27 protein-coding genes and 1 pseudogene are annotated in these 24,791 nt (G+C 44.3%); 13 read left to right on the plus strand and 15 right to left on the minus strand.

What is annotated here, in order from left to right:
* Nucleotides 1-280: glycine betaine ABC transporter substrate-binding protein (locus GR160_RS18855; RefSeq protein WP_305038397.1), on the plus strand; the 280-nt coding region annotated here is incomplete at its 5' end.
* Nucleotides 270-1,457 (plus strand): MalY/PatB family protein, encoded by a 1,188-nt coding sequence (locus tag GR160_RS18860; protein ID WP_202390826.1) that lies wholly within the window; start codon nt 270-272, stop codon nt 1,455-1,457. The genes GR160_RS18855 and GR160_RS18860, both read left to right, overlap by 11 nt.
* A 233-nt stretch (nt 1,458-1,690) precedes the next feature.
* Here GR160_RS18860 and GR160_RS18865 read toward each other — a convergent pair whose 3' ends face one another.
* Entirely contained in the window at nt 1,691-2,098 is a 408-nt protein-coding gene (locus GR160_RS18865) for a response regulator (protein WP_116787874.1), read from the minus strand.
* A gap of 400 nt (nt 2,099-2,498) precedes the next feature.
* On the opposite strand from GR160_RS18865, the gene GR160_RS18870 reads away from it, so the two are divergent.
* From GR160_RS18870 to GR160_RS18880, 3 genes are all read left to right on the plus strand, one after another.
* Nucleotides 2,499-2,888, plus strand: coding sequence for a hypothetical protein (locus GR160_RS18870; protein ID WP_160751461.1), 390 nt, complete (start codon nt 2,499-2,501; stop codon nt 2,886-2,888).
* A 175-nt stretch (nt 2,889-3,063) separates the two neighbouring features.
* The gene (locus GR160_RS18875; RefSeq protein ID WP_370519238.1) at nt 3,064-3,435 is read left to right on the plus strand and encodes an alpha-ketoglutarate-dependent dioxygenase AlkB; all 372 of its coding nucleotides are present in this window, start codon (nt 3,064-3,066) and stop codon (nt 3,433-3,435) included.
* A gap of 108 nt (nt 3,436-3,543) precedes the next feature.
* Nucleotides 3,544-3,963, plus strand: coding sequence for a response regulator (locus tag GR160_RS18880; RefSeq protein WP_160751462.1), 420 nt, complete (start codon nt 3,544-3,546; stop codon nt 3,961-3,963).
* A 33-nt stretch (nt 3,964-3,996) separates the two neighbouring features.
* On the opposite strand, the gene GR160_RS18885 is transcribed toward GR160_RS18880, so the two are convergent.
* Together GR160_RS18885 and GR160_RS18890 are read right to left on the minus strand one after the other, a co-directional pair.
* Nucleotides 3,997-4,476 carry a DUF4385 domain-containing protein gene (locus GR160_RS18885; RefSeq protein ID WP_160751463.1) on the minus strand — a complete coding sequence of 160 codons (480 nt, stop codon included), beginning with the start codon at nt 4,474-4,476 and terminating at the stop codon, nt 3,997-3,999.
* Nucleotides 4,477-4,495: 19 nt separating this feature from the next.
* Nucleotides 4,496-4,750, minus strand: a complete 255-nt coding sequence (locus GR160_RS18890) for a hypothetical protein (protein WP_237421256.1) — start codon at nt 4,748-4,750, stop codon at nt 4,496-4,498.
* 251 nt (nt 4,751-5,001) lie between these two features.
* Here GR160_RS18890 and ligD point away from each other — a divergent pair, with 251 nt between their 5' ends.
* Both ligD and GR160_RS18900 read left to right on the plus strand, forming a co-directional pair.
* Nucleotides 5,002-7,680 (plus strand): DNA ligase D, encoded by a 2,679-nt coding sequence (gene ligD, locus GR160_RS18895; protein WP_160751464.1) that lies wholly within the window; start codon nt 5,002-5,004, stop codon nt 7,678-7,680.
* A gap of 1 nt (nt 7,681) precedes the next feature.
* The gene (locus GR160_RS18900) at nt 7,682-8,098 is read left to right on the plus strand and encodes a DUF1810 domain-containing protein (protein ID WP_160751465.1); all 417 of its coding nucleotides are present in this window, start codon (nt 7,682-7,684) and stop codon (nt 8,096-8,098) included.
* A 228-nt stretch (nt 8,099-8,326) separates the two neighbouring features.
* Here the strand turns inward: GR160_RS18900 and GR160_RS18905 are convergent, their stop codons facing one another.
* Entirely contained in the window at nt 8,327-9,754 is a 1,428-nt protein-coding gene (locus tag GR160_RS18905; protein WP_160751466.1) for an MFS transporter, read from the minus strand.
* Between the two features lie 53 nt (nt 9,755-9,807).
* Nucleotides 9,808-9,987 (minus strand): DUF3606 domain-containing protein, encoded by a 180-nt coding sequence (locus GR160_RS18910; RefSeq protein WP_160751467.1) that lies wholly within the window; start codon nt 9,985-9,987, stop codon nt 9,808-9,810.
* Nucleotides 9,988-10,261: 274 nt separating this feature from the next.
* Here GR160_RS18910 and GR160_RS18915 point away from each other — a divergent pair, with 274 nt between their 5' ends.
* The 6 genes from GR160_RS18915 (at nt 10,262) to GR160_RS18940 (ending at nt 16,156) form a co-directional block, all read left to right on the plus strand.
* Nucleotides 10,262-11,431, plus strand: a complete 1,170-nt coding sequence (locus GR160_RS18915) for a zinc-dependent alcohol dehydrogenase (protein WP_054406632.1) — start codon at nt 10,262-10,264, stop codon at nt 11,429-11,431.
* Nucleotides 11,432-11,481: 50 nt separating this feature from the next.
* Nucleotides 11,482-12,276, plus strand: a complete 795-nt coding sequence (locus GR160_RS18920; RefSeq protein WP_160751468.1) for an SDR family oxidoreductase — start codon at nt 11,482-11,484, stop codon at nt 12,274-12,276.
* A gap of 69 nt (nt 12,277-12,345) precedes the next feature.
* Complete coding sequence (locus tag GR160_RS18925; RefSeq protein ID WP_054406634.1) at nt 12,346-12,903, plus strand: 2'-5' RNA ligase family protein; 558 nt, start codon at nt 12,346-12,348, stop codon at nt 12,901-12,903.
* Nucleotides 12,904-12,976: 73 nt separating this feature from the next.
* A complete protein-coding gene (locus GR160_RS18930) occupies nt 12,977-13,459 on the plus strand; it encodes an ankyrin repeat domain-containing protein (protein ID WP_202390827.1) in 483 nt (160 codons plus the stop codon).
* Nucleotides 13,460-13,486: 27 nt separating this feature from the next.
* Nucleotides 13,487-15,652, plus strand: a complete 2,166-nt coding sequence (locus GR160_RS18935; RefSeq protein ID WP_160751469.1) for a catalase — start codon at nt 13,487-13,489, stop codon at nt 15,650-15,652.
* A gap of 48 nt (nt 15,653-15,700) precedes the next feature.
* A complete protein-coding gene (locus GR160_RS18940) occupies nt 15,701-16,156 on the plus strand; it encodes a DUF2938 domain-containing protein (protein ID WP_160751470.1) in 456 nt (151 codons plus the stop codon).
* Nucleotide 16,157: 1 nt separating this feature from the next.
* Here GR160_RS18940 and GR160_RS18945 read toward each other — a convergent pair whose 3' ends face one another.
* The 10 genes and pseudogenes from GR160_RS18945 to GR160_RS18985 all read right to left on the minus strand — a co-directional run.
* Nucleotides 16,158-16,886, minus strand: a complete 729-nt coding sequence (locus GR160_RS18945; protein ID WP_160751471.1) for a DUF72 domain-containing protein — start codon at nt 16,884-16,886, stop codon at nt 16,158-16,160.
* Nucleotides 16,887-16,896: 10 nt separating this feature from the next.
* The gene (locus tag GR160_RS18950) at nt 16,897-19,122 is read right to left on the minus strand and encodes a hypothetical protein (RefSeq protein ID WP_160751472.1); all 2,226 of its coding nucleotides are present in this window, start codon (nt 19,120-19,122) and stop codon (nt 16,897-16,899) included.
* Nucleotides 19,123-19,136: 14 nt separating this feature from the next.
* Nucleotides 19,137-19,886 carry an SDR family oxidoreductase gene (locus tag GR160_RS18955; protein ID WP_054406640.1) on the minus strand — a complete coding sequence of 250 codons (750 nt, stop codon included), beginning with the start codon at nt 19,884-19,886 and terminating at the stop codon, nt 19,137-19,139.
* Nucleotides 19,887-19,905: 19 nt separating this feature from the next.
* Nucleotides 19,906-20,358 (minus strand): hypothetical protein, encoded by a 453-nt coding sequence (locus GR160_RS18960; RefSeq protein ID WP_054406641.1) that lies wholly within the window; start codon nt 20,356-20,358, stop codon nt 19,906-19,908.
* Between the two features lie 16 nt (nt 20,359-20,374).
* Nucleotides 20,375-21,334 carry a gluconolaconase gene (locus GR160_RS18965; protein ID WP_160751473.1) on the minus strand — a complete coding sequence of 320 codons (960 nt, stop codon included), beginning with the start codon at nt 21,332-21,334 and terminating at the stop codon, nt 20,375-20,377.
* Nucleotides 21,335-21,338: 4 nt separating this feature from the next.
* Nucleotides 21,339-22,508 carry a sorbosone dehydrogenase family protein gene (locus tag GR160_RS18970; RefSeq protein WP_237421257.1) on the minus strand — a complete coding sequence of 390 codons (1,170 nt, stop codon included), beginning with the start codon at nt 22,506-22,508 and terminating at the stop codon, nt 21,339-21,341.
* A gap of 55 nt (nt 22,509-22,563) precedes the next feature.
* Nucleotides 22,564-23,700 (minus strand): alpha/beta hydrolase, encoded by a 1,137-nt coding sequence (locus GR160_RS18975; protein WP_202390828.1) that lies wholly within the window; start codon nt 23,698-23,700, stop codon nt 22,564-22,566.
* 2 nt (nt 23,701-23,702) lie between these two features.
* Nucleotides 23,703-24,044: a hypothetical protein gene (locus GR160_RS18980; protein WP_202390829.1), complete on the minus strand. Its 342-nt coding sequence runs from the start codon at nt 24,042-24,044 to the stop codon at nt 23,703-23,705.
* Between the two features lie 293 nt (nt 24,045-24,337).
* Nucleotides 24,338-24,418 (minus strand): annotated as a pseudogene (locus GR160_RS19615) (hypothetical protein); the annotation flags it as partial.
* A gap of 174 nt (nt 24,419-24,592) precedes the next feature.
* The coding region (locus GR160_RS18985) for a DUF2252 family protein (protein WP_160751475.1) at nt 24,593-24,791 on the minus strand (199 nt) is incomplete at its 5' end.

Below are 24,791 nucleotides of genomic sequence, written 5' to 3' on the forward strand. Positions count from 1 at the left end.
CGCGCTTATGGCCGATGCCATCGATCTCTACCCCGAATATACGGGTACCGGGCTGCTGGTTTTACTGCAGCCAGATCCTAAGGTGGCAGAAGCTGTGAGCAAAGAGCCGCAACAGACCTATGAATATGTGGACAAAGCATTTCGTAAGTGCTACGGAGTGCAATGGTTAAAGCCCATTGGTTTTAATAATGCCTACGCGCTGATGATGCGCCGGCAGCAGGCAGAAAAATTACACATCCGCAGCATTTCTGATTTAAAGGCGTACCTTGATGCGAAGTAACTTACTGTCTATGGATTTTAATTTTGATGAAATAATAAACCGAAAGGGTACGGCATCCATAAAATGGGATGCTGCGCCCTCACAAGATGTGCTTCCGATGTGGGTGGCGGATATGGACTTTAAAACCGCGCCGCCCATTATTGAGGCACTCCAACAAAGGGTCTCGCACGGCATTTTCGGCTACACTCAAACCCCTTTGGAGTTTTACAACGCCATTATAGGCTGGTGGGAAAAGCAGCATCATTTTATACTCGAAAAAGAGAACTTAATTGCCACTACAGGTGTTATCCCGGCGCTCTCTGCCAGCATCAATGCGCTTGCAAAAAAAGGCGATAGTGTGATCATGCAGCCGCCGGTGTACAATCATTTCTATATCACGCTCAGGAACAGCGGCGTTGGTATTGTGGAAAACAACCTGATTTATAATAATGGTAATTATGCTATTGACTTCGATGACCTGGAACGTAAAGCATCCGATGCAAGCGTAAAATTGCTCATCATCAGCAACCCGCACAATCCGGTTGGCAGGGTGTGGAACCGCGAGGAGCTCCAAAAGCTGGGAGATATCTGCCAAAAACACGGTATTGTTGTAATTTCTGATGAAATACATTCTGATTTGGTGTACGAGGGTTTTAAACATATCCCCTTCGCATCGCTTGGCCATGCCTACAGCGCGCAATCGGTTACCTTGAGCTCGCCCAGCAAAACCTTTAACCTTGCAGGTGTACAGGTGGGCTACCTCTTCACAGAAAACATGGAATTCAGGAATAAAATCCAGAAACAATTAGCATCTCAGGAAATGGAATTGCTCAGCCCATTTGCCATCGAAGCACTCATTGCAGCATACGATGGTGGACAACAGTGGCTGGACGCACTGAAGCTTTACCTGTACGATAATTATTTATACCTGAAAACATTTGTAGAAAAGCATATGCCACAATTAAATGTCACGCCCTTGCAGGCAACCTATCTTGTATGGTTGGATTGTTCCGCAGTGTCAAAGCCCGTGTCGGCACTTGCCTCACAATTATTACAGGATCATAAGCTTTGGGTTAATCCGGGGACGATGTACGGGGATGAAGGCCAAAATTTTTTACGAATAAATATTGCGTGCCCACGCCCGTTACTGGAAGAAGGCCTTGGAAAATTGCTGCTGGCCTTCAATAAAATGCTGTAATTGCAACGTATGCTATTGCCTTGCAAATATAAGTTCATGGTTAATACTACGAGTAGTGCGCTAACCGATACCCTTTAAGGATAATAGCCAATTTATACAACAATCATTAAAGTTAAGAATTGCTATGGGCTGATATCAGTTGTTGCCTCAGTAAGGCGACAAGTAATGAATCACTTTAGAAATAATAATCAGGACGGACTATCATTTTTACCCTCATGATAGCAGCGCGGGGACTATACGGCGCACCTGGCCCAGTATTCTACAATATTTAATAGCCGTTCCCCTAATGCATTGTAATCGGCAATACCGTGGAAGTAACCACTGGCTTGCACATCGTAAACACGCTTGAGCATTTCATCATTACTGCTCGCCGCGTATAAGATGTAAGGGAAACATTTACGTGCGAGTGTGGTGTCTGCAAGTATCCGTTCGCGAAGCTGTAGGCCGTTAAGAGCATTTAGGTTTATACTGCTGAATACAATAAACGGCTTTTCGCAGCCGGTAAGTACCGTCAAAGCGTTACGGCTGTCATCGATGACAATAAGTTCATTGTCAGGACTAATACTGTTGAAAAGCTCGCAAAGCAATTCGGCCTCTTCAGCATCGTCCTCTATTAATACAATCGGTCCTTTAGTGTTCATAGTGAGGTGAGGGAGTGCTTATTTTATTACGTAACAGTAGCGACAGCGCTACAATGGATAATGGCACCACCAGAGATATAAATAAGATTAGCTCCGCTATTATCATTACCAGCGCAAAATAATGTCTATACCAACCTGTTTTATGCGGTTTAGCCGTCTCCATAAGGTGCGGGTTTTTAGTAAAGCTACGATTTCCCAACAGCAGAAAAAATTACATTAACGTAACTTTGTACATTTGAAGTGTGACTAAAATTACATTACAGAATTTCAATATTTTCCAGGCAATACGCTGCCCTATTTACATAAGAAAGCCTTTCAGCCGCAGGACGGATGCCCGCTCCAAAAAATTGAAATTAACGACCAACTGGACGTGTTGTTACTCGATTCACAGTGGGCACTGATGGACTGGAACGGGATACCCAACCTCAACGACGATTGCGATATCAGGAGCAAAAGCGCTTTTCATACCGAGATTGAAAGCCAGCTCGTCAAGAGCCAGGATAAAACTGTGCTGGTTGCCTGTTACCATCCTGTTACTACCTATGGAAAATATGGCGGTACGATGTCTTTCGGGCTCAGCCCGCAGGAAACTGCCAATCGCTATTACAGGGAATTCAGTGACCGGATGCTTACCCTGGGCCAACGTTTTAAGAACGTGGTTTTCCTTGGAAGCCATGGCGCCGGCCTGCAATATATCCTTGACCATGATATATCTGTTATCGTATGCGGGTCAACAGTTGGCGGCGGGAAGGTAGTCGAACCTGTCCAGCTAAAGTGTTTATATGTATAGGAAATAGAATAGCTATAAAGTATTTGCCATGTATTTGCCATAGCTTTCATTTTAATGGTATAATAGCGTCCATCTGGATGTTTCTTAACACACCATAAAATTATCATAATTTTTTAAAGCCCTTATGCCGAAAGCCGCGCCAATATTGATAAAACTTTTATAAAGGTGTTCGAGAATTGTCCGGGCAAGTCCGGAACTTTTAGCATTGCGTAGGAAAGTTGAACAGGAAACAGGACTTCAATTCAATGCCGTGCTTTTAAACCTTTATTGTGACGGTAATGACAGTGTTGCCTGGCATTCTGATAAAGAACACAAGATTGGGCGCAATCCAAATATTGCCTCGCTAACGTTTGGGCAGACAAGGCCTTTCAGATTCCGACACAAGACAAATAAAAAAGCTGGGCAGGTTGAAATACCACTCCATCATGGTACCCTGCTATTGATGTCGGGCACTACCAATACACATTGGGAACACCATATTCCTAAGTCGTCAAAAGATATGTTGCCAAGGGTTAATCTTACCTTCAGGCAGTTAAAAAAATTCTAGTTTTTTAATTCAAATGTTTTTAGTGCGTACTTTTAAAACATGTAATATTCTGTTAATAGATTTAACTATTGTTGAGATTTAGAGTAACTTTACTGCTTAATTTTTCTTATGATAAAAAAAGGGGACATACTCATTATTGAAGATGATGCCGATGACAGGGATTACATCGAAGAAGTGTTCACGGAATTGAACGTTGCAAACACCAGGAAGTATGTTGCCAATGCCTACGAGGCTCTTGATTATATAAAGGCACACAGCAGTAAGCCTTTCATTGTCATATCCGATATCAATATGCCGATGATGAACGGGTTTGATTTGCGAAAAATTATTCTGGAAAATATAGAGCTGACAAAAAAATGTTCTCCCTACATTTTTCTGTCCACTTCAAATGATGCGGAATGGGTAAACAAAGCGTATGAGCTGGCAGTACAGGGCTACTTTCAGAAACCTTCCATCTATGAAGACCTAAAAAAAACAGTACAACAAATTCTGGATTATTGGAATAACAGCCTTACGCCGGTAGTTTAATACTATAATCGACTAAGTGCGAAAAACTACTCGCTAGCCATATTTGACCTTCCATTCTTTTTTTAAAGCACGGTATTCCGGATTAGACTCGGCGATTTTCCATAATTTATAGAACACATCCGCTGCTGCGGCTTTCTCAGCATCCCCGGTACCTCGTTCCAAAGGTTCATAATTATTGTCCTTGTCGTATTTTTTGCCGCCCTTAAAATTGGCATAGCGCCTGGCGCGGGTGTATCCCATCTGCAAATATTTTCGTGCCATATCCGCGCCCACAAATTCCCTTTTGTCCAGATAGGCAGTAAAGAGGCCATAAATTTTAGCACTGCTGTCTTTAGCAATCTCAACATTTCTAAACCTCCAGTGCTGGCCTATTTCGCTTTTGTAGGGCTCACAAATCAAAACACCCTGCTCACCTTTGCCTACCTTGTACAATTCCGGATACTCCCGGTAATTAATATCGGGCTTCCAGGGATAATTATCACTATCGAAATTTAGGTAGCTTGGCTTCTCCATTCTTGATTAACATATTAAATTACGGCTTGCGATCCGTTTCGCCTTCTTTTTGTAATACCGCAATCTCTACTTTTTCCTTTTTTATGGCCTGGCGCAGCAGCGCAAAAATACTCATGTAAAAATTGGCCACGAATACCAAAGCAAACCCCGCGATCAGGTAGCCTCTCCAACCGCTTAGGAGCAACTGAAATTCTGATAATGCCAGGAAAAGGGCACTGACGTAGTGGCTTAAACAATATTCGCAGGTAAAGAGATAAAAGAATTTCCTTTGCAACAATGTTTTGGAATTCTTGCTACAGGTAATGCAGTATTCCCTCGGTTCGCGGAATACCTCTTCATGGGTAACGGTCCAGGCTACACAGGCTATAGGAATCGCCAGTATAAAAAGCCATGTAATTTATTTGGGTGGTAATGCTTGTCATATCTCAATAAAACGTAATGGAATGTAAACTTAAAGTTATGGTAAAGCCATTTACGATTTGCATTAATTAGGCTAACTTTAAGTGAATTATAGCATTTACAGCCATGGCACTAGATAAATACAAACAAAAACGGGACGCTTCCAAAACACCAGAACCTTTTGGAGGCAAGGGCAATGAAAACAAATTGAGGTTCGTAGTCCAGAAGCACGCTGCCTCGCACCTACACTACGATTTCCGCCTGGAGATGGAGGGCGTGCTGAAAAGCTGGGCGGTACCTAAAGGGCCTTCTGTTGACCCGGACGTAAAACGGCTTGCTATGATGGTCGAGGACCATCCTTACGATTACCGCAACTTTGAAGGGATTATACCTCAGGGGCAATATGGGGGTGGCACTGTGATTGTTTGGGATGAAGGTTTTTATGAGCCTTATGAGTCGGAAGCTGCCACAAAAAAGAAACAGGACAAGGAATTGCGGGCAGGGTTGCACAGCGGAAAGATCAAGTTTGTGCTGCATGGCGAAAAGCTGAAAGGGGCGTTTGCCCTTGTAAAGGCGCATGGGCGTGGTGAGAATGGCTGGTTGCTGATGAAGCTTGATGATAAATATGCCAGTGAGAAAGACATTACACTGAAAGATAAGTCGGTGATTTCCAAAAAAACACTGGAGCAGGTAGCCAAAACCAGCAAAAACATATACGGGCAGAAACCAGCGGAGTCGCAGCAGGAAAAACTGGAGAAAAAAGTGGATACCTCAGAGAAACCAGAAGAACTGCAGGCGAATGACCTTTCAAAGAAAGGTAAAAAAAGTAAAATGCTTACCGAGGTTAAGCCTATGCTTGCCACATTGGTAAATGAACCGTTCGACAGCCCCGGATGGAGCTACGAAGTAAAATGGGACGGCTACCGGGCTCTGGCGTATGTCAATAAAGGAAAAACAGAGTTGCTATCCCGCAATATCAAGTCCTTTACTGAGAAATATTATCCTATTGCCGCAGTTATGGATTCCTGGAGTATCAATGCAGTGTTTGATGGGGAGATCCTGGTTATAGGAAAGGACGGCATAACTAACTTCAGTGCCCTGCAGAACTGGCGCAGTGAAGCAGATGGCGACCTTGTGTATTATGCCTTTGATATTTTGTGGTACGAGGGCAAGGATATTACCGGGCTGCCACTTTCAGAGCGGCAGGCGATACTAAGAGAGATCCTGCCTGCCAATGACGACCATGTGCGACTAAGCCGAGTGTTTGACATTAATGGGATTGATTTCTTTGAGGCAGCGCAAAAGATGGGACTTGAAGGTATCATGGCAAAAAAAACGGATAGCACGTATGCTATTGACAGCCGTTCAAAAGACTGGCTGAAAATTAAAGTCAACCAACGCCAGGAGGTCGTGATAGGGGGCTTTACCAAAAATGAAGGCACCTCTAAGCAGTTCAGTTCCCTGCTGCTTGGCGTTTATGAAAAAGGAAAGTTGGAGTATGTCGGTAAAGTGGGTACCGGGTTCAGTGATAAAAAACAAAAGGAGATGATGGAACTCTTCAAACCCCTTATCATCGATACGATGCCTTTTGATACCGAGCCGGATGTAAACAAACCTTCCCGCTTTAGGCCTAATCCCCCCAAAGCAAAAGCAACATGGCTAAAACCCGAGTTGGTATGTGAAGTAAGCTTTATCGAAGTAACCGCCGACGGGGTATTCCGTCACCCTTCTTTCGAAGGGATGCGCAGCGATAAAAAAGCCAAGGATGTGGTAAGGGAAACAGCCACAGCGACCGCCGCTATCACGACAAATGAGGACAGGAAGGAGAAATTAGTCGCCCCGCCGAAGCGCAGCAGCGCGACCACATTACTGAACCCTAAGGAAGAAACACAGGTAAAAAAAGTAAACGGGCATAACCTGAAGTTTACCAACCTGAGCAAGGTCTACTGGCCGGAAGAGGGCTATACCAAGCGTGATATGTTCAATTATTATCACCAGGTAGCCGAATATATCCTTCCACACCTCAAAGATCGCCCCTTGTCCTTAAACAGGTTCCCGAGTGGCATACACGGTAAAAGCTTTTATCAAAAAGATGTGAAGGGCAAAGCGCCCGATTGGACGAAGACCTATCCGTACCATACCAGCGATGGCGAGGACAAGGAATTTTTGGTAGGCAACGATGAGGCTACCCTGCTCTGGATGGCATCCCTTGGCTGCATTGAAATGAACCCGTGGTTCAGCAAGACAACACATCCGGACAACCCCGACTACTGCGTTATCGACCTTGACCCCGCAGACAAGACGACTTTTGAGCAGGTAATACAGGCGGCGCGAGAAGTCAAGGATGTTTTAGATGCAATAAACGTACCAAGTTATGTAAAGACTTCGGGCTCTACAGGCATACACATATATATTCCGCTCGGGGCAAGATATTCCTACGACCAATCCCAGATGTTTGCGCGTTTATTGGTCTCGATAGTGCATGACAGGCTCCCTGATTTTACTTCCTTAGAAAGAAAGATAAAAGACCGTAATGGAAAAATGTACCTCGACTTTCTACAGAACCGGCCCGGTGCCACCATTGCTTGTGCCTACTCATTGCGCCCCAAACCGGGTGCGACCGTTTCCATGCCCCTGCACTGGGATGAAGTCAAGAAAGGCCTGAAGATGAAAGATTTTACTATAAAAAATGCACTGGAGCGCATTAAAAGTGAAGGGGATCTGTTTAAAGGGACCTTGGAAGAAGGCATAAATATGGAAAAAGCACTGGAACAGGCACAGGATGCCTTTTATAAAAAAAACTGATATGGGGCTTGAACGGTTTACAGATGCGCAGCGCGATGTGTATTCGCAGGCGTTGGAGGAAATAGAAAGCGGCAAAAAACGCACACACTGGATGTGGTTTATTTTTCCGCAATTGAAAGGTTTGGGAAACAGTCCCATGGCAAACCACTATGCTATATCCGATATAGAGGAAGCAAAACAATATCTTAATCATCCCGTCTTAGGGAAACGCCTAATCGAAATTACGAAGGCTTTGCTGGGCTTACACGACACAACCGCTTCTGCTATCTTTGGATATCCGGATGACCTGAAGCTGCACTCCAGCATGACGCTATTCGGCCAGGTCCAAAACACCGACCCTGTTTTTCAGGAAACTATCGACAGGTACTTTCAGGGGAGGCCGGATAGTAATACACTTGAATTACTGAAGTACTACTAAAATGAAACTGTACAAATATCTTTCCAGGGACGAACAACTGCAACAACAAATTGTTTGGGAGATCGGCCTGCACCTTAAAACGCTGTACCGCGAAGGTTTCATGTACCTTCTTTACGCTGTCAACGATTTCTTTGTCGAAGTCCAGTATGCCGGCGTACCAACACAATCCTGCGCAAAAACTAATTTAAAGGCGGCGAAGTATTGGATAAATATTTGTTTTAATTACAATCACACAAAACCATTACCGTCTGATTTACTAAGCCTCCTGAAGGTAAAGCTCGATAAAATCGTAAAGGCTGCAAGTGCTATAAAGGTGTAATGAAAAGGCTGCGTCCGGTTCATCTCAAAAGCATCGGACTGGAAAAAAGAAAGTATAAGGCTTGCTACCGAAACACCGAAACTTACCGAGAGCTGCTGCATAATTACCAACATGGTATTTCCCCCGCTTTTTGTATTCTCATCCAGGTCAACCAGTGTAATGGTATTCATCGCTGACATCTGGATTGAGGTAAAGAACCCATAAAACACCATAAGCAGGATGTAGTAGCCTAGTGGTGTATCACGCTCCACAAATCCCAATATAATTAATACAACACCCAAAAGAATGGTATTGCTGATCAGTACTGTGCGATAGCCCAATGCTTTTATGATACGTACCATAAAAGGTTTTATAGCTACATTAGCCAATGCCGAGGGCAAAAGCAAAAGGCCTGATACAGAAGCCGAGTACCCAAAACCCGTCTGTAACATAAGCGGTAACAGCAAGGGAAGCCCGCCGATACCCAAGCGCGTAATAAGGCTGCCGGTGAGCCCAATCTTAAGGGTTTTTATGTTAAGCAGCCTGAGGTCTATAATTGGTTTTTCCGTTTTTTTGTAGTGGAGGTAATAGAATGCTGCCAACAGGTTGAAAAGGAGCAGTGCACCCAATATGGCTACCCAATGGGTCAGCCCTTTACTCACAAGCTCCAGGACTATTGTTATTGAGATCAGTGCGAGGCTAAAGTACACAAGCCCGCGAAAATCAAACCGCCCCACGGCCTTTTTAAAATTAGGCATTACCCGTTTAGCCAGTGAAATACCTAAAAGCCCGATTGGGACATTGACTAAAAAGATCCAGTGCCATGAAAAATTATCCGACAGGAACCCGCCAAGGCTTGGGCCGACAACCATTCCAAGCAATCCAAAGACCGTAATGAAGTTCATGGTTTTCAACAGCTCACTCTTCGGGTATTGGTACAATATGGCGAGCCGGGCGATGGGCACCATCATCGAAGCACCTATTGCCTGTAATATACGGGAGAGGTTAAAGGTCATTAGGTTAACCGACAGGGCGCAGCATAACGACCCGGTTACAAACAATGCCACGGCAATGATAAACATAGTCCTGGTCCCGAATTTATCAGCGAGCCATCCCGATAAAGGGATAAATAGGGCGAGCGTTAGCGCATAGGTTACAATGACTGAATGCATCGCTGTCGGCGAATAGTCCATGTCGCGCGCTATTGACGGCAGGGACGTGTTCAGTATGGTACCATCCAGCGACTGAATGAACATGGCGACAGCCGTTACCCAAGGCAAAAGGTTTGTGGCAATGCGTTCTTTTTTTTTCTTCTCTAACTTTTTCTCTGTCTTAGTAGGTGAAGTAAGTTCTTCCATATTTTGGTGACGGTACTACAATGAAAAAGGATTGCTTATCACAATCCTTACTTTTATTTTTTTAGGTATTCCTCAACTTTTTCAGGGCTGTTACTACCTGAATTTTTAACAGCATCTATCAACTCTTGGCTGCTAACACCAAATTTTTCCGACCAATAGCGCACTTCATAATCTTCTGATGTATTAATACGGTCACGGTCAGGGCTTCCTGTATAGTTCTTGTTATCACTCATAATTAAAAATTTATTATCTAAAATTAATTAATAAGTCAGACAAAAAATAACCTTTTAACGTCGCCTTATTACAATCTGTAAGAATAAGATAAGGAATTAAATTTTTAAGGAATGATAGTGAGTGCCAAAAGCAATTTATCCCCTTAATAATTAATTACCAAACCTTTATCTTTTTATTACAATATTTTGGCATTTACATAAGGTAACTTTATCAAAATACTAATTCCCTATATATACTATAGCAACTACGCATAAAATTTAAAAAACCAATTATATGAAAGCAGCAGTAATCCATGGGCCTGGAAGTATTAAATGTGATACCATCGACGACCCTAAAATCCAAAATCCGGACGACATTATTTTAAAAGTTACCACGACGGCCATCTGCGGTTCAGACCTGCACATCTACTCCGGCGGTATCCCACAACCCCGCCCCATGGTATTGGGTCATGAGTTTATGGGGATTATTGAGGAGGTAGGCAAAAATGTGACGCACCTAAAAGTGGGCGACCGTGTGGTCGTGCCCTTTCCCGTTGCCTGTGGTAGCTGCTTTTTCTGTAATCATGAGTTACCCGGCCATTGCGAGCACAGCAATCCCGAACATTACGGCCCGGAAGGCGGCCTGCTAACTGAAAAAGGCGGCGCGTTGTTTGGCTACACCGATTTATATGGTGGCTATGACGGCGGGCAGGCACAATATGTACGTGTGCCCTATGCAAACTTTGGTCCGCGTGTGGTGCCGGATAACTTAACCGATGAGCAGGCATTGTTCCTTACGGATATATTCCCGACCGGATATACCGGTATCGACTGGGGAGAGGTAAAGGGTGGCGAAACTGTAGCCATTTTTGGCTCCGGCCCCGTGGGTATCATGGCTGCTAAAAGTGCCTGGCTGCGTGGTGCCGCAAGGGTAATTGTCGTCGATACCGTGCAATACCGCCTCGATAAAGCTAAGGCCGCAGCGGGCTGTGATACTATTTTGTGGACTGACGGTCCTAAGGACGTAGTTGCACAGATACGCGATTTAACCCAGGGCCGCGGCGCCGATGTATGTGTTGATGCTGTAGGTTTTGAGCCCGACCGTAATTTCATGGACAGGGCGAAGGCGGTACTTAATCTTGAAAAAGGGTCGGTCAAGGTACTTGAAGCCTGTATGAGTGCGGTGCGTCGCGGGGGGATTGTATCCGTTTTGGGTGTATATCCAACCACGTATGATAATTTCCCGGTAGGCCAGTTTTTTGATAAAGGTATTATCCTTAAGGGAGGCCAGGCTCCCGCCCATAAACACATTGACAAGCTATTAGGTTATGTAACCGAGGGCAAGGTAGTGCTTGACGATATTATAACGCACAGGCTGCCCCTTACCGAAATTTCGCATGCCTATGATATTTTCAATAAAAAAGAAGATGGGTGTGTAAAGGTGGTATTGGACCCGTGGGCATAAACGCAACTATATTTAGAATAACAACTTAAAAACAATTTAAAAACATACTTATGACAGACTATAAAAAATATGCATTGATTACCGGTGCCACGAGCGGTATAGGCCTGGAACTCGCCAAGCTTTTCGCACAGGATAACTATAACCTGGTTATCGTAGCCCGTGATCAATCTGAACTTGATGCAACTGCCAGCCAGCTTTCAACTTATGGTATTAAAGTGGTAACGCTTGCCAAAGACCTGTTTGTACGAGATGAAGCGTTTTCGATTTACGATGAAGTTAAAGCTCAAGGAATTGAAGTTGATGTTTTGGTCAATAATGCCGGGCAGGGCGCCTACGGCCTGTTTCAGGACAACGATATTGAAAAGGAGCTTAAAATCATAGACCTTAATATCGCTTCAACCATTATCCTTACCAAAGCATTTTTAAAAGATATGGTTGCCCGTAACGGGGGTAAAATATTAAACTTGGCTTCTATTGCCGGCACTGTACCGGGCCCATGGCAAGCTGTATACCACGGCACCAAGGCATTTGTATTATCGTTTACAGAGGCGCTGCGCTCTGAGGTAAAAGATACCGAAATTACCGTAACCGCTTTGCTGCCGGGTGCTACCGATACTGATTTCTTTAATAAAGCCGGTATGACCGAAAGCAAAGCGGTTCAGGATAAGGCATCTTTATCCGACCCCGCCGATGTAGCCAAAGATGGCTATGAAGCCTTAATGGCCGGCAAGGACAAAGTGGTTTCAGGCTTTAAGAATAAGGTGCAGGTGGCATTGGGCAATATAACCCCCGATACCATGCTCGCCGATCAAATGAAAAGCCAGCAGGAGCCACTTAATAAATAATATCATGTAGGTTCAGGCAAAGAATGCCTGAACCTGTTTAATAATATGCCTTAATCCAATACAGTGCATATGAAAAAACGCATCTATAACCAAACATCGCTTTTTGGGCCGTTGTATGCCTTTTTAGTAGTGCTCTCGCCTCCGGAAGAAGTAAAGGCAGCCATTGCAAAAATAAAACGCGACCTCAACAATATTGCCGGTATAACAGAACGCAACCTCCACTCCATTGCCCATATTACCCTGACAGACAAGTTGACCGATGAAGATGATTTTGCCGCCACAGTTGCACAACTGTTAGCCGGGCAAAAAGCATTTCCTGTTATAATAAACGGCTGGGGTGTTTTTGACCACGGGCATAGTGTAACTGTATATCTTAATGTGGAAAACCCTGCCCCAATTATACAACTTGCGGAATGTTTAAAGTCTGCTGCAAAGTCGCCCCACATAAGCCTCGCAAAAAAAATACCGCACGAAACGTATACTGAGCTCCTTCCCTATCTGCAAAACCTGGATTTTTCAGCACAATGGCTGTGTACAGAAGTAAATGTGTTGCGAAAACTAATGCCTGAAAAGCACCTTGGTTTTAGGGACTCATTTAAAATCGCTCTTAATAACGCTGAAAACTAAAGTTTTAGCAAAACCTTAAGTGTCTGCCGTTAAAGGTATTTGTAAATTCAGGATGCTAAAAAAACTAACTACTATGGATGACATTACAAACGCACTTTTTGCTGCCTCAAGACAGAGCAATGTACCCGTGCTCAAAGAGATTTTCTCGCACCTGAAAGACCTTGATATAAAAGACGAGCGCGGCTTTACCCCGCTTATAATTGCCGCCTATAACAACCAGCCTGAAGCCGTAACAGCGCTGTTAGATGCCGGAGCTAACATAAATATGCCCGATAACAGCGGCAATACCGCCCTCATGGGAGCCTGTTTTAAAGGCTATGAAAATGTTGCCCAGGTACTTATTAACCGCGGTGCAAACCTTAATGCCCAGCATGGTAATGGCGGAACAGCACTAATGTTTGCGGCCATGTTTGGACGAAACAACTTGGTTGACCTGCTAATAGAAAGTGGTGCCGATGTTTTTATTACCGATGCCCGGGGCATGACCGCCGCAGACCTTGCACAACAACAGGGAAATAGCGTAGCTGTAGCAAAGCTGCAACAGTTAACCGCATAAAACACACTTTACAAAAACTGACTTACAATGAAAAAAAACAACACACCTCCTAACGAAAATGCCAAGCTGCAGGACCTGGAAAAAAACAGGGAATACAGCGATGGGCAGTTTATTACTACCGACCACGGCGTTAAGATAAACAACGACCATAACTCCTTAAAAGCAGGCGAACGCGGCCCGTCTTTGCTCGAAGATTTTATAATGCGTGAAAAAATAACGCATTTTGACCACGAGCGCATTCCGGAGCGCATTGTGCACGCACGCGGGTCAGGGGCGCACGGCTACTTTGAGGCATTTGGCAATGTAAGTGAATATACCAAAGCAGGCTTCTTAAACGACACCACTACCCGCACGCCGGTATTTGTACGCTTTTCTACGGTGGCAGGCTTTAGGGGCTCGACCGATTTGGCACGCGATGTACGCGGCTTTGCCATTAAATTCTACACACAGGAAGGTATTTTTGATATGGTGGGCAACAACATCCCCGTATTTTTTATTCAGGATGCCATGAAGTTCCCCGACCTTATACACGCAGTAAAGCCTGAGCCGCATAACGAGATACCACAGGCAGCATCGGCACACGATACCTTTTGGGACTTCATCTCCTTAATGCCTGAAAGCATGCACATGATTATGTGGGCCATGAGCGACCGTGCGATACCACGCTCTTACCGCATGATGGAAGGCTTTGGCATCCATACCTTCCGTTTTATAAATGCCGAGGGTAAATCAACTTTTGTAAAATTCCACTTAAAACCAAAGCTGGGCACACATGCCGTGGTGTGGGATGAAGCCCTTAAAATTTCGGGCAACGACCCGGATTTTCACCGCCGAGACCTGTATGATAATATCGAGATGGGCAACTTCCCCGAATGGGAATTTGGCGTGCAGTTAGTCCCCGAAGAAGATGAGCACAAGTTCAATTTTGATTTATTAGACCCTACCAAAATTATCCCTGAGGAAGTCGTGCCCGTAACCATAATAGGTAAACTGGTACTAAACCGCAACCCCGATAACTTCTTTGCAGAGACAGAACAAGTGGCGTTTCACCCTGGGCATGTAGTACCCGGCATCGATTTTAGTAACGATCCGCTGCTACAGGGAAGGCTGTTTTCTTATACTGATACGCAATTATCAAGGCTTGGAAGCCCTAACTTTCATGAAATCCCCATCAACCGCACTATTGCCCCAATGCACAACAACCAGCGCGACGGGCACATGAGGCAGGAAATTAATGTGGGCCGCGTGGCCTATAGCCCTAATACGCTAAACAATGGCTATCCGGCGCAGGCCAAAGAAGCTGAGGGCGGATTTGTAAGCCACTATGAAAGGATTGAGGCACACAAAGTGCGCGAGCGCAGCGAAAGCTTTGCCGACCACTTTAGCCAGGCTGCCCTGTTCTTTAACAGCCAGACTGAAACCGAGCAGAACCACATTATAAAAGCATTACGCTTTGAGCTGAGCAAGGTAGAAACGGTGGCCATACGTGAGCGTATGCTGGGCCTGCTTAACCAAGTAGATGCAACACTGGCTAAAAAGGTAGCATCTGGCCTTGGTATTGCAGTGCCTAAACAGCCTGAAAAGCCCATGAACCATGGCGTAGGCGCCGATGCCGACCCAAACAAACACGAACCTAAGCCAGTTGATAAAAGCTACAAGCCCAGCGATGCCCTGAGCATGGTTAAAAACCCAACTACTACAGATAGTATCGAAACCCGGCAGGTTGCCTTTTTGTGTGGCGGCGGCGTAAGCGAAAAATCACTGAACGCGCTTAAAAAAGCCCTGGAGGCTAAAGGTGCAGCGGCTAAGATTGTTGGCCCCCATGCAGGCAGCATTAAGGGCGATGCGGGTACGGAAATTAAGGTTGACTTTGCGTTTTTCTCATCGTCATCGGTATTGTTTGATGCGGTATATGTGCCGGCGTCTCAAAACAATGCAGTATTGGAAGAAAACGATAATGTAATTGAGTTTATTAACGATGCCTACAGGCATTGCAAAGTAATAGGTTTTGATGCCGATTTAAACGGGCTTATAGAAAGGACCACCATTGGCAACAAACTGTCAGGAGGCAAAGATGAAAGCCTGCCCGGCATTATAATAAACAACGGTACTGCAAAAGCGTTTACCGATGATTTTACGACCCAGATGGGCAGGCACCGTATTTGGGAGCGTGAGCCTAATATAACAGAATAATTTATAACGAAAGGAAGGCCCATGCCTTCCTTTCTTAATCAAAAAAACATGAAGGCAATCGATAAAATAATAATTGCAGGTATTGTGGGTACAAGCTTTATGACGCTGTACAGCTACCTGAGGTCTAAAAAAGAAGATGAAGAATATGTAGAGCCGGTTATGATAAACAAGCTGATTGATAACTCTGAAAACCTGCCCTCCATAAGCAACGAAGATGCCCATCCCGCCGGTTGGGGGTTGCATTATGCCACAGGCATTGGCTTTATGGCCGTGTACTGGCTAATCTGGAAAAAAGCCTTGGCACGCCCTACCAGGAATAAAATTCTCCTTTTAGGCATTTTAAGCGGTATGGTAGGAATCGCGGTCTGGAAAATGCTTTTCTCGCAGCATGACAGGCCTCCTCATAATTACCGTTACGGTTATTACAGGCAGCTATTGATTGCACATATTGTGTTTACATTATTTAGCGTAACCACTTATAAGCTGCTGGATAAAGAAAATTAAACTACCCGGTAACCAACTCATTCAGGCGTTTTGCATTAAAGGCCGCGTAACCTTTCTCATCGTTATCAAAATAAACAAATACATCTTTTTCATTTCCAGACCATTGCAGGCATCTTTCTGCCCAGAGGCTCAGGTCGGCTTCGCTGTAATTCCCCTGGTACTTGCCTTTCGGGCCGTGCAGGCGGATATAAACAAAATCGGCCGTAACTTCTATAGGCGAAATATGCCCTGCCAGCTGGTAAATGCAGAAGGCACAATTGTATTTTTGCAGTAACCGGTATGTTTCTTCCTGGTACCAGGTTTGGTTGCGGAATTCAAAAGTGTAGCGATACGCTTTCGGCAACAGCTTTAAAAAGTCCTCCAGCAATACGGTATCCGTTTTAAGGCCGGGTGGCAACTGGAATAAAACAGGGCCTAATTTTTCTTCCAGTGCCGAAACATTTTCCAGAAAATTGAAAAGCTCTTCCTGCGCATCGTGCAGCTTTTTAAAATGCGTAATGTACCTGTTGGCCTTTACAACATAAACAAAATCATCGGCAACGGCATTTTTCCAATTGATGATGGTTTGTTTGGCAGGCACACCATAAAAGGTACTGTTTATCTCCACCGTATTAAACGATTGGCGGTAAAGAGATAACAGCTGTGCCGGTTTCGTACCTTCAGGGTAAAACGTACCTATCCAGTGCTTATAGCTCCACCCTGATGTGCCTATGTAAATTTTTCCTGCCATGGTAAATAACTTATTGCCAATCGATTTTTATCTTACTGTCGCCATATACGGTATATTCCCTGAAATCCTTTGTATTGTTTTTGGGGGCTATTTCTTCTTTTGAACGGTTTGTACCCGCATATAACATGGTCTTTGGCAAGGATTTTCCTTTTTCGAGGGGTATAATCACTATCCTGAACTGCAAGCGGCTATCCCCCCGGGTAAAGAAGGTTAAGGATTGCTCCTGTACCCTGAATGATGTTGCCGGATATTCGCTAAATACCATAAACCCACCTTTTTTCACCTTAAAATACTGCCGGGGCACTATGCCAAAAGCAATGCCTGCCCCATATACCTCCTGCCCCACCTGGCCTGATTTATTCCAGCCATCCTGAAGGTCTTCCAGTGCTATCCATAAATTAGGGTCAATTTCTCCTGTCTTTACATCTTTGCCTCCGGCTATAGCATCCTTAGGCAGCATAGGCGGATAATAATAAGGCACCCTGTTGATGACATACCTGAGGCATTCGGCAACCAATAGTTTTACCGATGGCAAAAATTCATCCAGGTCATCTGCTTCTTTTAAAAATGTGTGCAATGCCGAGAAAACCTCCTGCTCTTCGTAAGCTGCGGTGTAAGGCGCGTCTTTTAATGGATATACAGCAAAAAAAGTGGGGTAATGCTTCGCATTGCCATACTCGCATTCCCAAAGCTGTACATTTTGAAAGATTGCCGCAATACACAGGTAGCTCAGGTTTAGGAAGGTTTGGTCTTTTGTTTCTTTATAAAGGCGTAAAAGCGCCCCGGCAGAGAACGCTGTATTATTAGCCTGGTAAAAGATATCAAAGCTTAAGCCATCTAATTTTTTAGCTGCCTTTATGGCTTCATTAAAATATTTCTTTTCGCCGGTAAGCTGCCATACCTGTACCATTAAATGCGCATAAGCCCCTGGCACGTCCTTTTCACCGCCCTGCCCTTCTACTGTTTCCTGCTTGACAACCTGTAACGTGGCCATTTTGTAGAATACAGGCCAGTCATACTCAAAATGGTGTGCCACTTTAATTACATAATCTATAGAATCCAGCACCAGCTTTTTAGCCATGGCATTGCCGTTTAGGGCAAGCCTCGACAGGTTTAGCAACGGATGGTGAAGGTACCAGGCATCCATTACTTCAGGGTGCTTTTGCTCTTCGCTCCAGTCCAGGTTCTTTTCCAGGGCGGGCAACCAGCGTACTATTGTCCCTATCTCTTCATCATAAAAATTTTCAAGGCCGTTGTGCAGTCTTTCAATCATAGGGTGATGGTCTTCGCCACTCCAGCAGTCATAATCGGTAAGCGGTAATAGCACGGCAAGCTGCACCATACTTTCAGGTGGGGTTTTATAGTCGCTTATATAGGCGTTAAGATAAGTGCGCCCGTCTGCAAACTTCCAGCAGCCTTTATGCTCATCCAGGTCTTTAAGCCCTTTGTGCAAAATATCCGGCCAGTCGTGGTACACGGTTTCAGGTCTGGGTATCAAAAGGTAAATAGCAGCGAGATGTTCAAGGAATTGCCGGGACATTTGATAATTATCGCCCGGCATCTTATCACTGAGCAGTACAAAAGCATCTGATATTATATAATCCTCCCCCTGCTTTAACGGTTTTTCAACATTGGTAACGGGCAGTTTAAGCCCCACTTCCGGCCAGACCCCCCCCACAAGGTCGCCTGCCGAGGTTTCGGTAGCTTCACAGAATTTATTTAAGGCAGTAAGGTTCTGGAAATAGAATACAGAGCCTGCCTCAGGCCTTTCCAGGGTAAAAAATAAGGTACCTGAACGTGTGCCTACCTGGCTGGCATGCACGGTACCTTTTGTATTTTGTGTTTTACCGCTGCCCTTATATAAAGGCATGATATCCCTCGGCCAATAGGGTATGATAAGGTCAAATGCAGGTATAATAGTTGTGGTATACCTAAAAACTGCTTCTGCTGTTTCAGGAAATCCAAGGTTAACCTTTATGTTGCCTGTATTTCCTGATAGCATTATAGTTGCTCCATCAGCATTCTCCATTACGCTTTCTACAATGAGGGTATCATTAGCCGCAAAGGCTGCCCTGAAGGCAATCCGTGCGCCATTACTCCATTCTACCGCAAACCAGAGGCAGAAATCGGCTGCTATAGCTTTCAGCTTATACCCTTTAATTTCCTTTTTGAACAAAAGGGTGCCGTTTTCCAGTTTATCCTGCGCTGTGGCAGTCCATGCAGAAATAGGGTTCATGCTGCCTAGGTTAGTTAGATAAGTTGCAGGTGAGGACGTATCTTCAGGTTTACAACATCACACCTTTGGGGTTGTGAAAGGCAGTACAGTACACTTGCAGCTATATCATCAGCCGTAAGCATTTCCAGCGATTCTACCTTTTGTAGTTTTTCCTCTGTCGGAAAATCCTGCATATCGGTATCTACCGCGCCGGGTTCTATAAGGGTAACCTTAATACCGTCTTTATTAACCTGCTTGCGTAATGATTCGGAAAATCCCTGTATGCCCGATTTGGTAGCCACGTAAACAGATCCGGACTCCTCCCTAACATCGGCGCTCATAGAGCCTATATTCACAATATGCCCCGCATTACGCATGCGTGTAAGGGCATTATTGCAGCAAGCCATATAGGAAAGGAGGTTCGTATTTACAACACGCTGCCAGCCTTCATAATTGCCTTCTGTAATGCTGCCAAAAGGAAGCGCAACATTATTGACCAGTATGTCTAATGTGTCAAAAGCCGAGTCAACTTTGCTAAACACCTGGCCTATGCCCTCCGCGGTACTTAGGTCGGCTATTACATCAAATACCTCACCCTTTGCCACTTTGTATAAGTCTTTCAGGGTATCCTCCAAATGCTGCTCGTTGAGCCCCACAACCATTACGTGTGCGCCAAGTTCGGAAAGCAACAATGCCGTTGCCCTTCCAATTCCTGTAGTGGCTCCTGTGATTAGTATTTTTTTATCTTTTACCGACTGCGGTAAATACTCATTTAGTTTGTCCATTGCTCAAAATTTAAATAGACTATTTTATACTCTCATTTTTAGAAACAGCCTTAATAATAGCGGCAGTAATTAAAGCCCCAAACAGGTAATAGCCTACTGTCAATGCCTTTGTCTTATTTGTTTTAGTAACGGGCTTTTCATCAAGGCCTAATGGTTCGGGCAGCGTTATAGCCCCAACCCCGGCCGCAAGGCCATATGCCAAGGCCCTAGGAAATACATTTTGTGGCCCTCCGTTACCAATAGTGGCATAGTATAATGCGTTGCTTATTATATCGCCCGCAAGGGTAGCTCTATACAGTGTATCTTCATTCGTTATGGACATGCCGAAGTAATTCAATGATTTTTGCAATGCCTCTTCGCCCAGCACATCAACCCTGGGCATATCTTTATCTTTTCTCTTTAAGCTTTCATGCAGGAGGTTCAGTGCAATAGCTCCGCCTAATCCGGCAACTATATTTTTTATCTTACTCATAATTTTTATTTAAGTGTTATTCTACTAAAGGTTTAAACACAGCTTGCTGGATGGAGAATTTTTTAGAGGGTACATTATTACCCTCTGCTATTTCACTGAAGTTAGCATTCATCACCCATGTATCATTACCAGCCATCGTAGCGGTTGAAGGATACGCAAATCGGTCTTCTGTAGCAGTTGACGCTACAACCTGCGCCGTCGCCCAATTATTGTCCGACTTAATTTTAAATACTTTATTTACTCCCCCGTTTTGAACCAGGGTTAGTGTATTGTTGTCATTTAGCAACAAGCCATCGGCTCCGGGAAAGAATTGATCAATTTTGACTTTAGACGCTGTTGCCGGATTTTTAAGATCTATCTTAACCAGTGCCCCTGAACCATTGTTGGCTACCATAATGTATCCGGAAGGATGGTATACCAGGCCGTTAGGTCCTACGCCGGCAGACTTCAATAATTCGCTTTGGCTGAATATTGCTGCATTGCCTTTATTATCTATCTTATATATTGCGTAGGCATAGCTATCAGTTATGTAGGCATTGCCTTTATCGTCAAACGCAATATCGTTTGGAAAATGCTCTCCGGGAACAAGCTGGGATAAATCTATATCAGACAGTTTTTTACCGGATTTTATGTCGATTATCAGCAACCTTGCCATTTTCTTTTTGGTTTCCGGTGTACTGAATTTGCTGTAGTTCGCGTCGCCCGCGCAGACAAATAATCGTTTACCATCAGGATGTAGTTTAACCCCATAGCTGGATTTAAGGCTTTTATCGGCATAAAGTTCTGTATACTTTCCGTCTTTAGTCACTTTTCCTACAGTTCCTAAACGTGCGGAAGAGATATAAAATACCTTGGCAGCCGTATCAAATGCAATACCTTCGGGATAGGATCCCGGCGCTTCAAATTCAATCCGTTTTGTGGGTTCCTGTGCCATTACTGTAATGCTCAGAAAAACGATAAACATATATTTTTTCATTGTTTTACTTTTGTTTAAGGGCATAAATAACACCGTTAGCATCGTCTGAAATATATACCGTGCCGTTCTGCGCAATGGCTACACCGGCAGGGCGGCCAAAGCGTTCGTCACCTTTAAGGAAGCCACTCAAAAAGTCTTCGCTTCCCGTAGCGTTTCCTTTACTGTCAAACTTTATAAGCTCGACCTTGTAGCCTGAAGGCTTTTCCCTGTTCCACGAGCCGTGCCAGCAAACAAGCGCGTTGCCCTTATTGCTGCCGCCTTCAAAAAATGTAAAAGCGATAGGCGCGCTATGTGCAGGAAATTCTATTACAGATGGATGTGATGCCTTAGCCATATTTTCCTTAGTATTGCCCACAGGGTCTTCCCGGGTCTGATCTACTTCCTGTTTACCGTAAGCAAACGGAAACCCGTAATTACCGTCCATCACAATATGGTTCAACTCCTCAGGAGGCCAGTCATCGCCCCTAAAATCCCCGCCGTTATCCATACCCCATAATTCTTTGGTTTGTGGGTGCCAGTCAAACCCGATAGTATTGCGCAGTCCGGAAGCGTATATAGTGCGTTTCCAGGTCACAGGATCTACCTGAAGCAGCGCCGCGGTTTCCTTATCACTTTCTTTACAATCGTTGCAAACACTACCCACAGAGATATACAGCTTGCCATCAGGCCCAAAATCCATCGTACGGTTAGGGTGCTGGCCGCCACTTGGAAGGTCTTTAATAAGGGTATCGGCTACTTTGCCCAATGTGCCATCGGCATTCACGGCATAACGCAACACTTGGCTACTGTTGCACAGGTACATATGGTTATCTTTGACGGTAATGCCATGCACCCCTGGAAAATCAGCCACACGGATCATATCCTCGAACTTTCCATCGTTGTCTTTATCGGTAAGCATTAAAACGTCTCCCGCATCACGGCGGGTTACATACAGCTGCCCTTTACTGCCAACATAAAGCATACGCGGTTTCCCTAAGCCTGTCGCAGCAGCGGTTAACGTCCATCCTGCCGCTGTCTTAAGGCTTGCAGCAAGGCTCGGTGAATATTCCATGTGTGTTGGGTAACTGGTATGGACTGTTTTTTCTGTATCCTCTTTAGGAGGAATTCCCTTTTGGGAAAATGCTGTAGATACGCATAGCAGTGCTGAACATACTATAGCTATTTTAAAAATCATAAGCTCTAAATTAAATAAGGCTCTCATGTAAGTGAAAGCCTTTGTGATTATTATATTACAGGCCTAAGGCCGATTTTAATTTCTTAGCTGCAAGTTCCTGAGCTTCTTTAGCCTGCGGCACCACGGCTGCCATACCAAAGAACTCGTGTGTTACACCGTCATACAACTTATAATCTACCTCGACACCAGCATCTTTAAGCTTATCGGCAAGAAGTTTACCTTCACTTTGCAATGGGTCAATTTCTGCACCTATTATTAATGTTTTTGGCAGGCCTTTAAGGTTTGCCTTAACAAGGCTTATACGCGGGTCGGCAGCTTTAGAAGCGTCTCCAAGATAGTTTTTTACAAACCATTCCATCATTGGTTTATTAAGCGGTTTTGCATTGGCATACTTGACATAGCTCTCAGCATTCATATTATTATTGGCCACAGGATACACAAGTACCTGGTAAAGCGGTGCCTGAATTTTTTTATCGCGTGCCATCATACTCACATTGGCTGCAAGGTTACCACCGGCACTTTCGCCGGCTACAGCAATTTTAGCCGGATTGCCATTGAAAGAAGCAGCATTTTTTAATATCCATTGGTAGGCATCAAAAGCAACCGTATGTGCGGCAGGGAATTTTTTCTCCGGCCCTTTGGGATACTCAACCGATACCACAATGGCACCTGTTTTTTCGCAGAGCGCCTGCGCCCCGGCACCGTATACTTCGATGTCGGCAATCACAAATCCACCGCCATGATAATACACCACAACAGGAAAGGGAGCTTTACCTTCTTTAGGGGTATAAATACGCACATGGGTTGTCCCTCCTGTAACCGGGATTTGTTTACCTATAGTATCACAAAGCGGTACGGGCATTGCCATGTTATGGTCTGCCATTACTGCCTTTATAGCATCGGTGGGTGTAGGTTGCTGGCGAGCTTCTTTAGCATCAAGGTTTTCAATAGGTTTTCCACCCAATGAAGCAAGCTTTTCTATTACCACCTGCATTTCAGGTTTTATAGATGTTCCCCATTCCGGCGCAGGCCCGGCAGGTTTCAGTTCCGCATCTTTATTTTCAGAAACAATACTGTCATTCATTTCTTCTTTTGACTCCAGGTCAGCATCTTTAGGCTTCTTGTCACATGATGTTACAGTCAGTGCAAGGCCTATATAAACCATGCTTAAAGTAATACTTAGGTTTTTCATAATTATTGAGGTTGGTTTAGGTTACTGTCAGCTTCCGGTTCTGCAAAATCGCTGATGGGGTGTTGCCCTGTTTGAGTTATAGCAGGCGCTTGTGATGGTTTCGATTGGCTGTCGTGGCCTTCGGTTTTTACAATTTTATTATAAATACCAAGCAGTAAGAACGGTGCAGCCCATTGACCTACAAATAAGGCGGTTTTGTCTTTACGCAAGCATTTTAAGGTAGCTGATGCCGCCATTGAGCCAAGAGCAGCCCAAAGGAAAACATCTGACGGTAGTTTAGAAGTTTGGTTTTCTATAGCCTTTGCCACAGGCCCTTCGGAATGGTCGTTTTGAATTACTGACATAATAATTGAGTTTTGGTTTACGCATTTGTTTACTCTCAAGGTTGTATGCCATCATAGGCTGCACAGTGATGATAGTGCACTGAAGCCGTGAATTATGGAATTACTTGAAGTAATACTATTGTTGATACAATGTTGATTTTAAGTTTTATAAAAACATAAATTTACAATGCACAATCAGAGCACTTATTTAAGGTGAGGTTAAAGATATTGTAAACTTTGCATCATTATTTTACAAGATAATTCCTGCATCTTTATTTAATGAAAACAACGCGATTGATTTATCAGGAATTTTGCTAAGAGTAATATTCCTTAAAACCAAAAATTATCTGACCAACAATGGAAAGAATGAATAGCACAAAAAAAGCAAGGGATAGCCCATTATTTCTTTAAAAGCGCTTCATGGCATTATAGTTTTGTTTTAAAATTTACAATACAAGTATCTCGGTAACTTAATTTTTTCTAAACAAACTGATATCATTAGTATTATGTCTTACCTGATAATATCTAGAGATTAAATAGAACGTTAAGCCCTATGCAATGGTAATGATTTATGTGGGAAGCAGTCCCTGTTTAAGGACATGCAACAGCAACGCATAATCTTTTTCGTTTTGGTTGGTGTAAGACATGGCGTATCTCGCAATCGTATCTTCAAACAGGTCATCTTGTCCCATATAACCGTTTAGGATGGCCGCATCCCCGGTTCGTGCGTGAGCGCGGGAGAGCGCCCAACCGCAGGATTTGGCGTAC

The organism is Flavobacterium sp. Sd200 (genome assembly GCF_009826935.1).
GTDB lineage: Bacteria > Bacteroidota > Bacteroidia > Flavobacteriales > Flavobacteriaceae > Flavobacterium.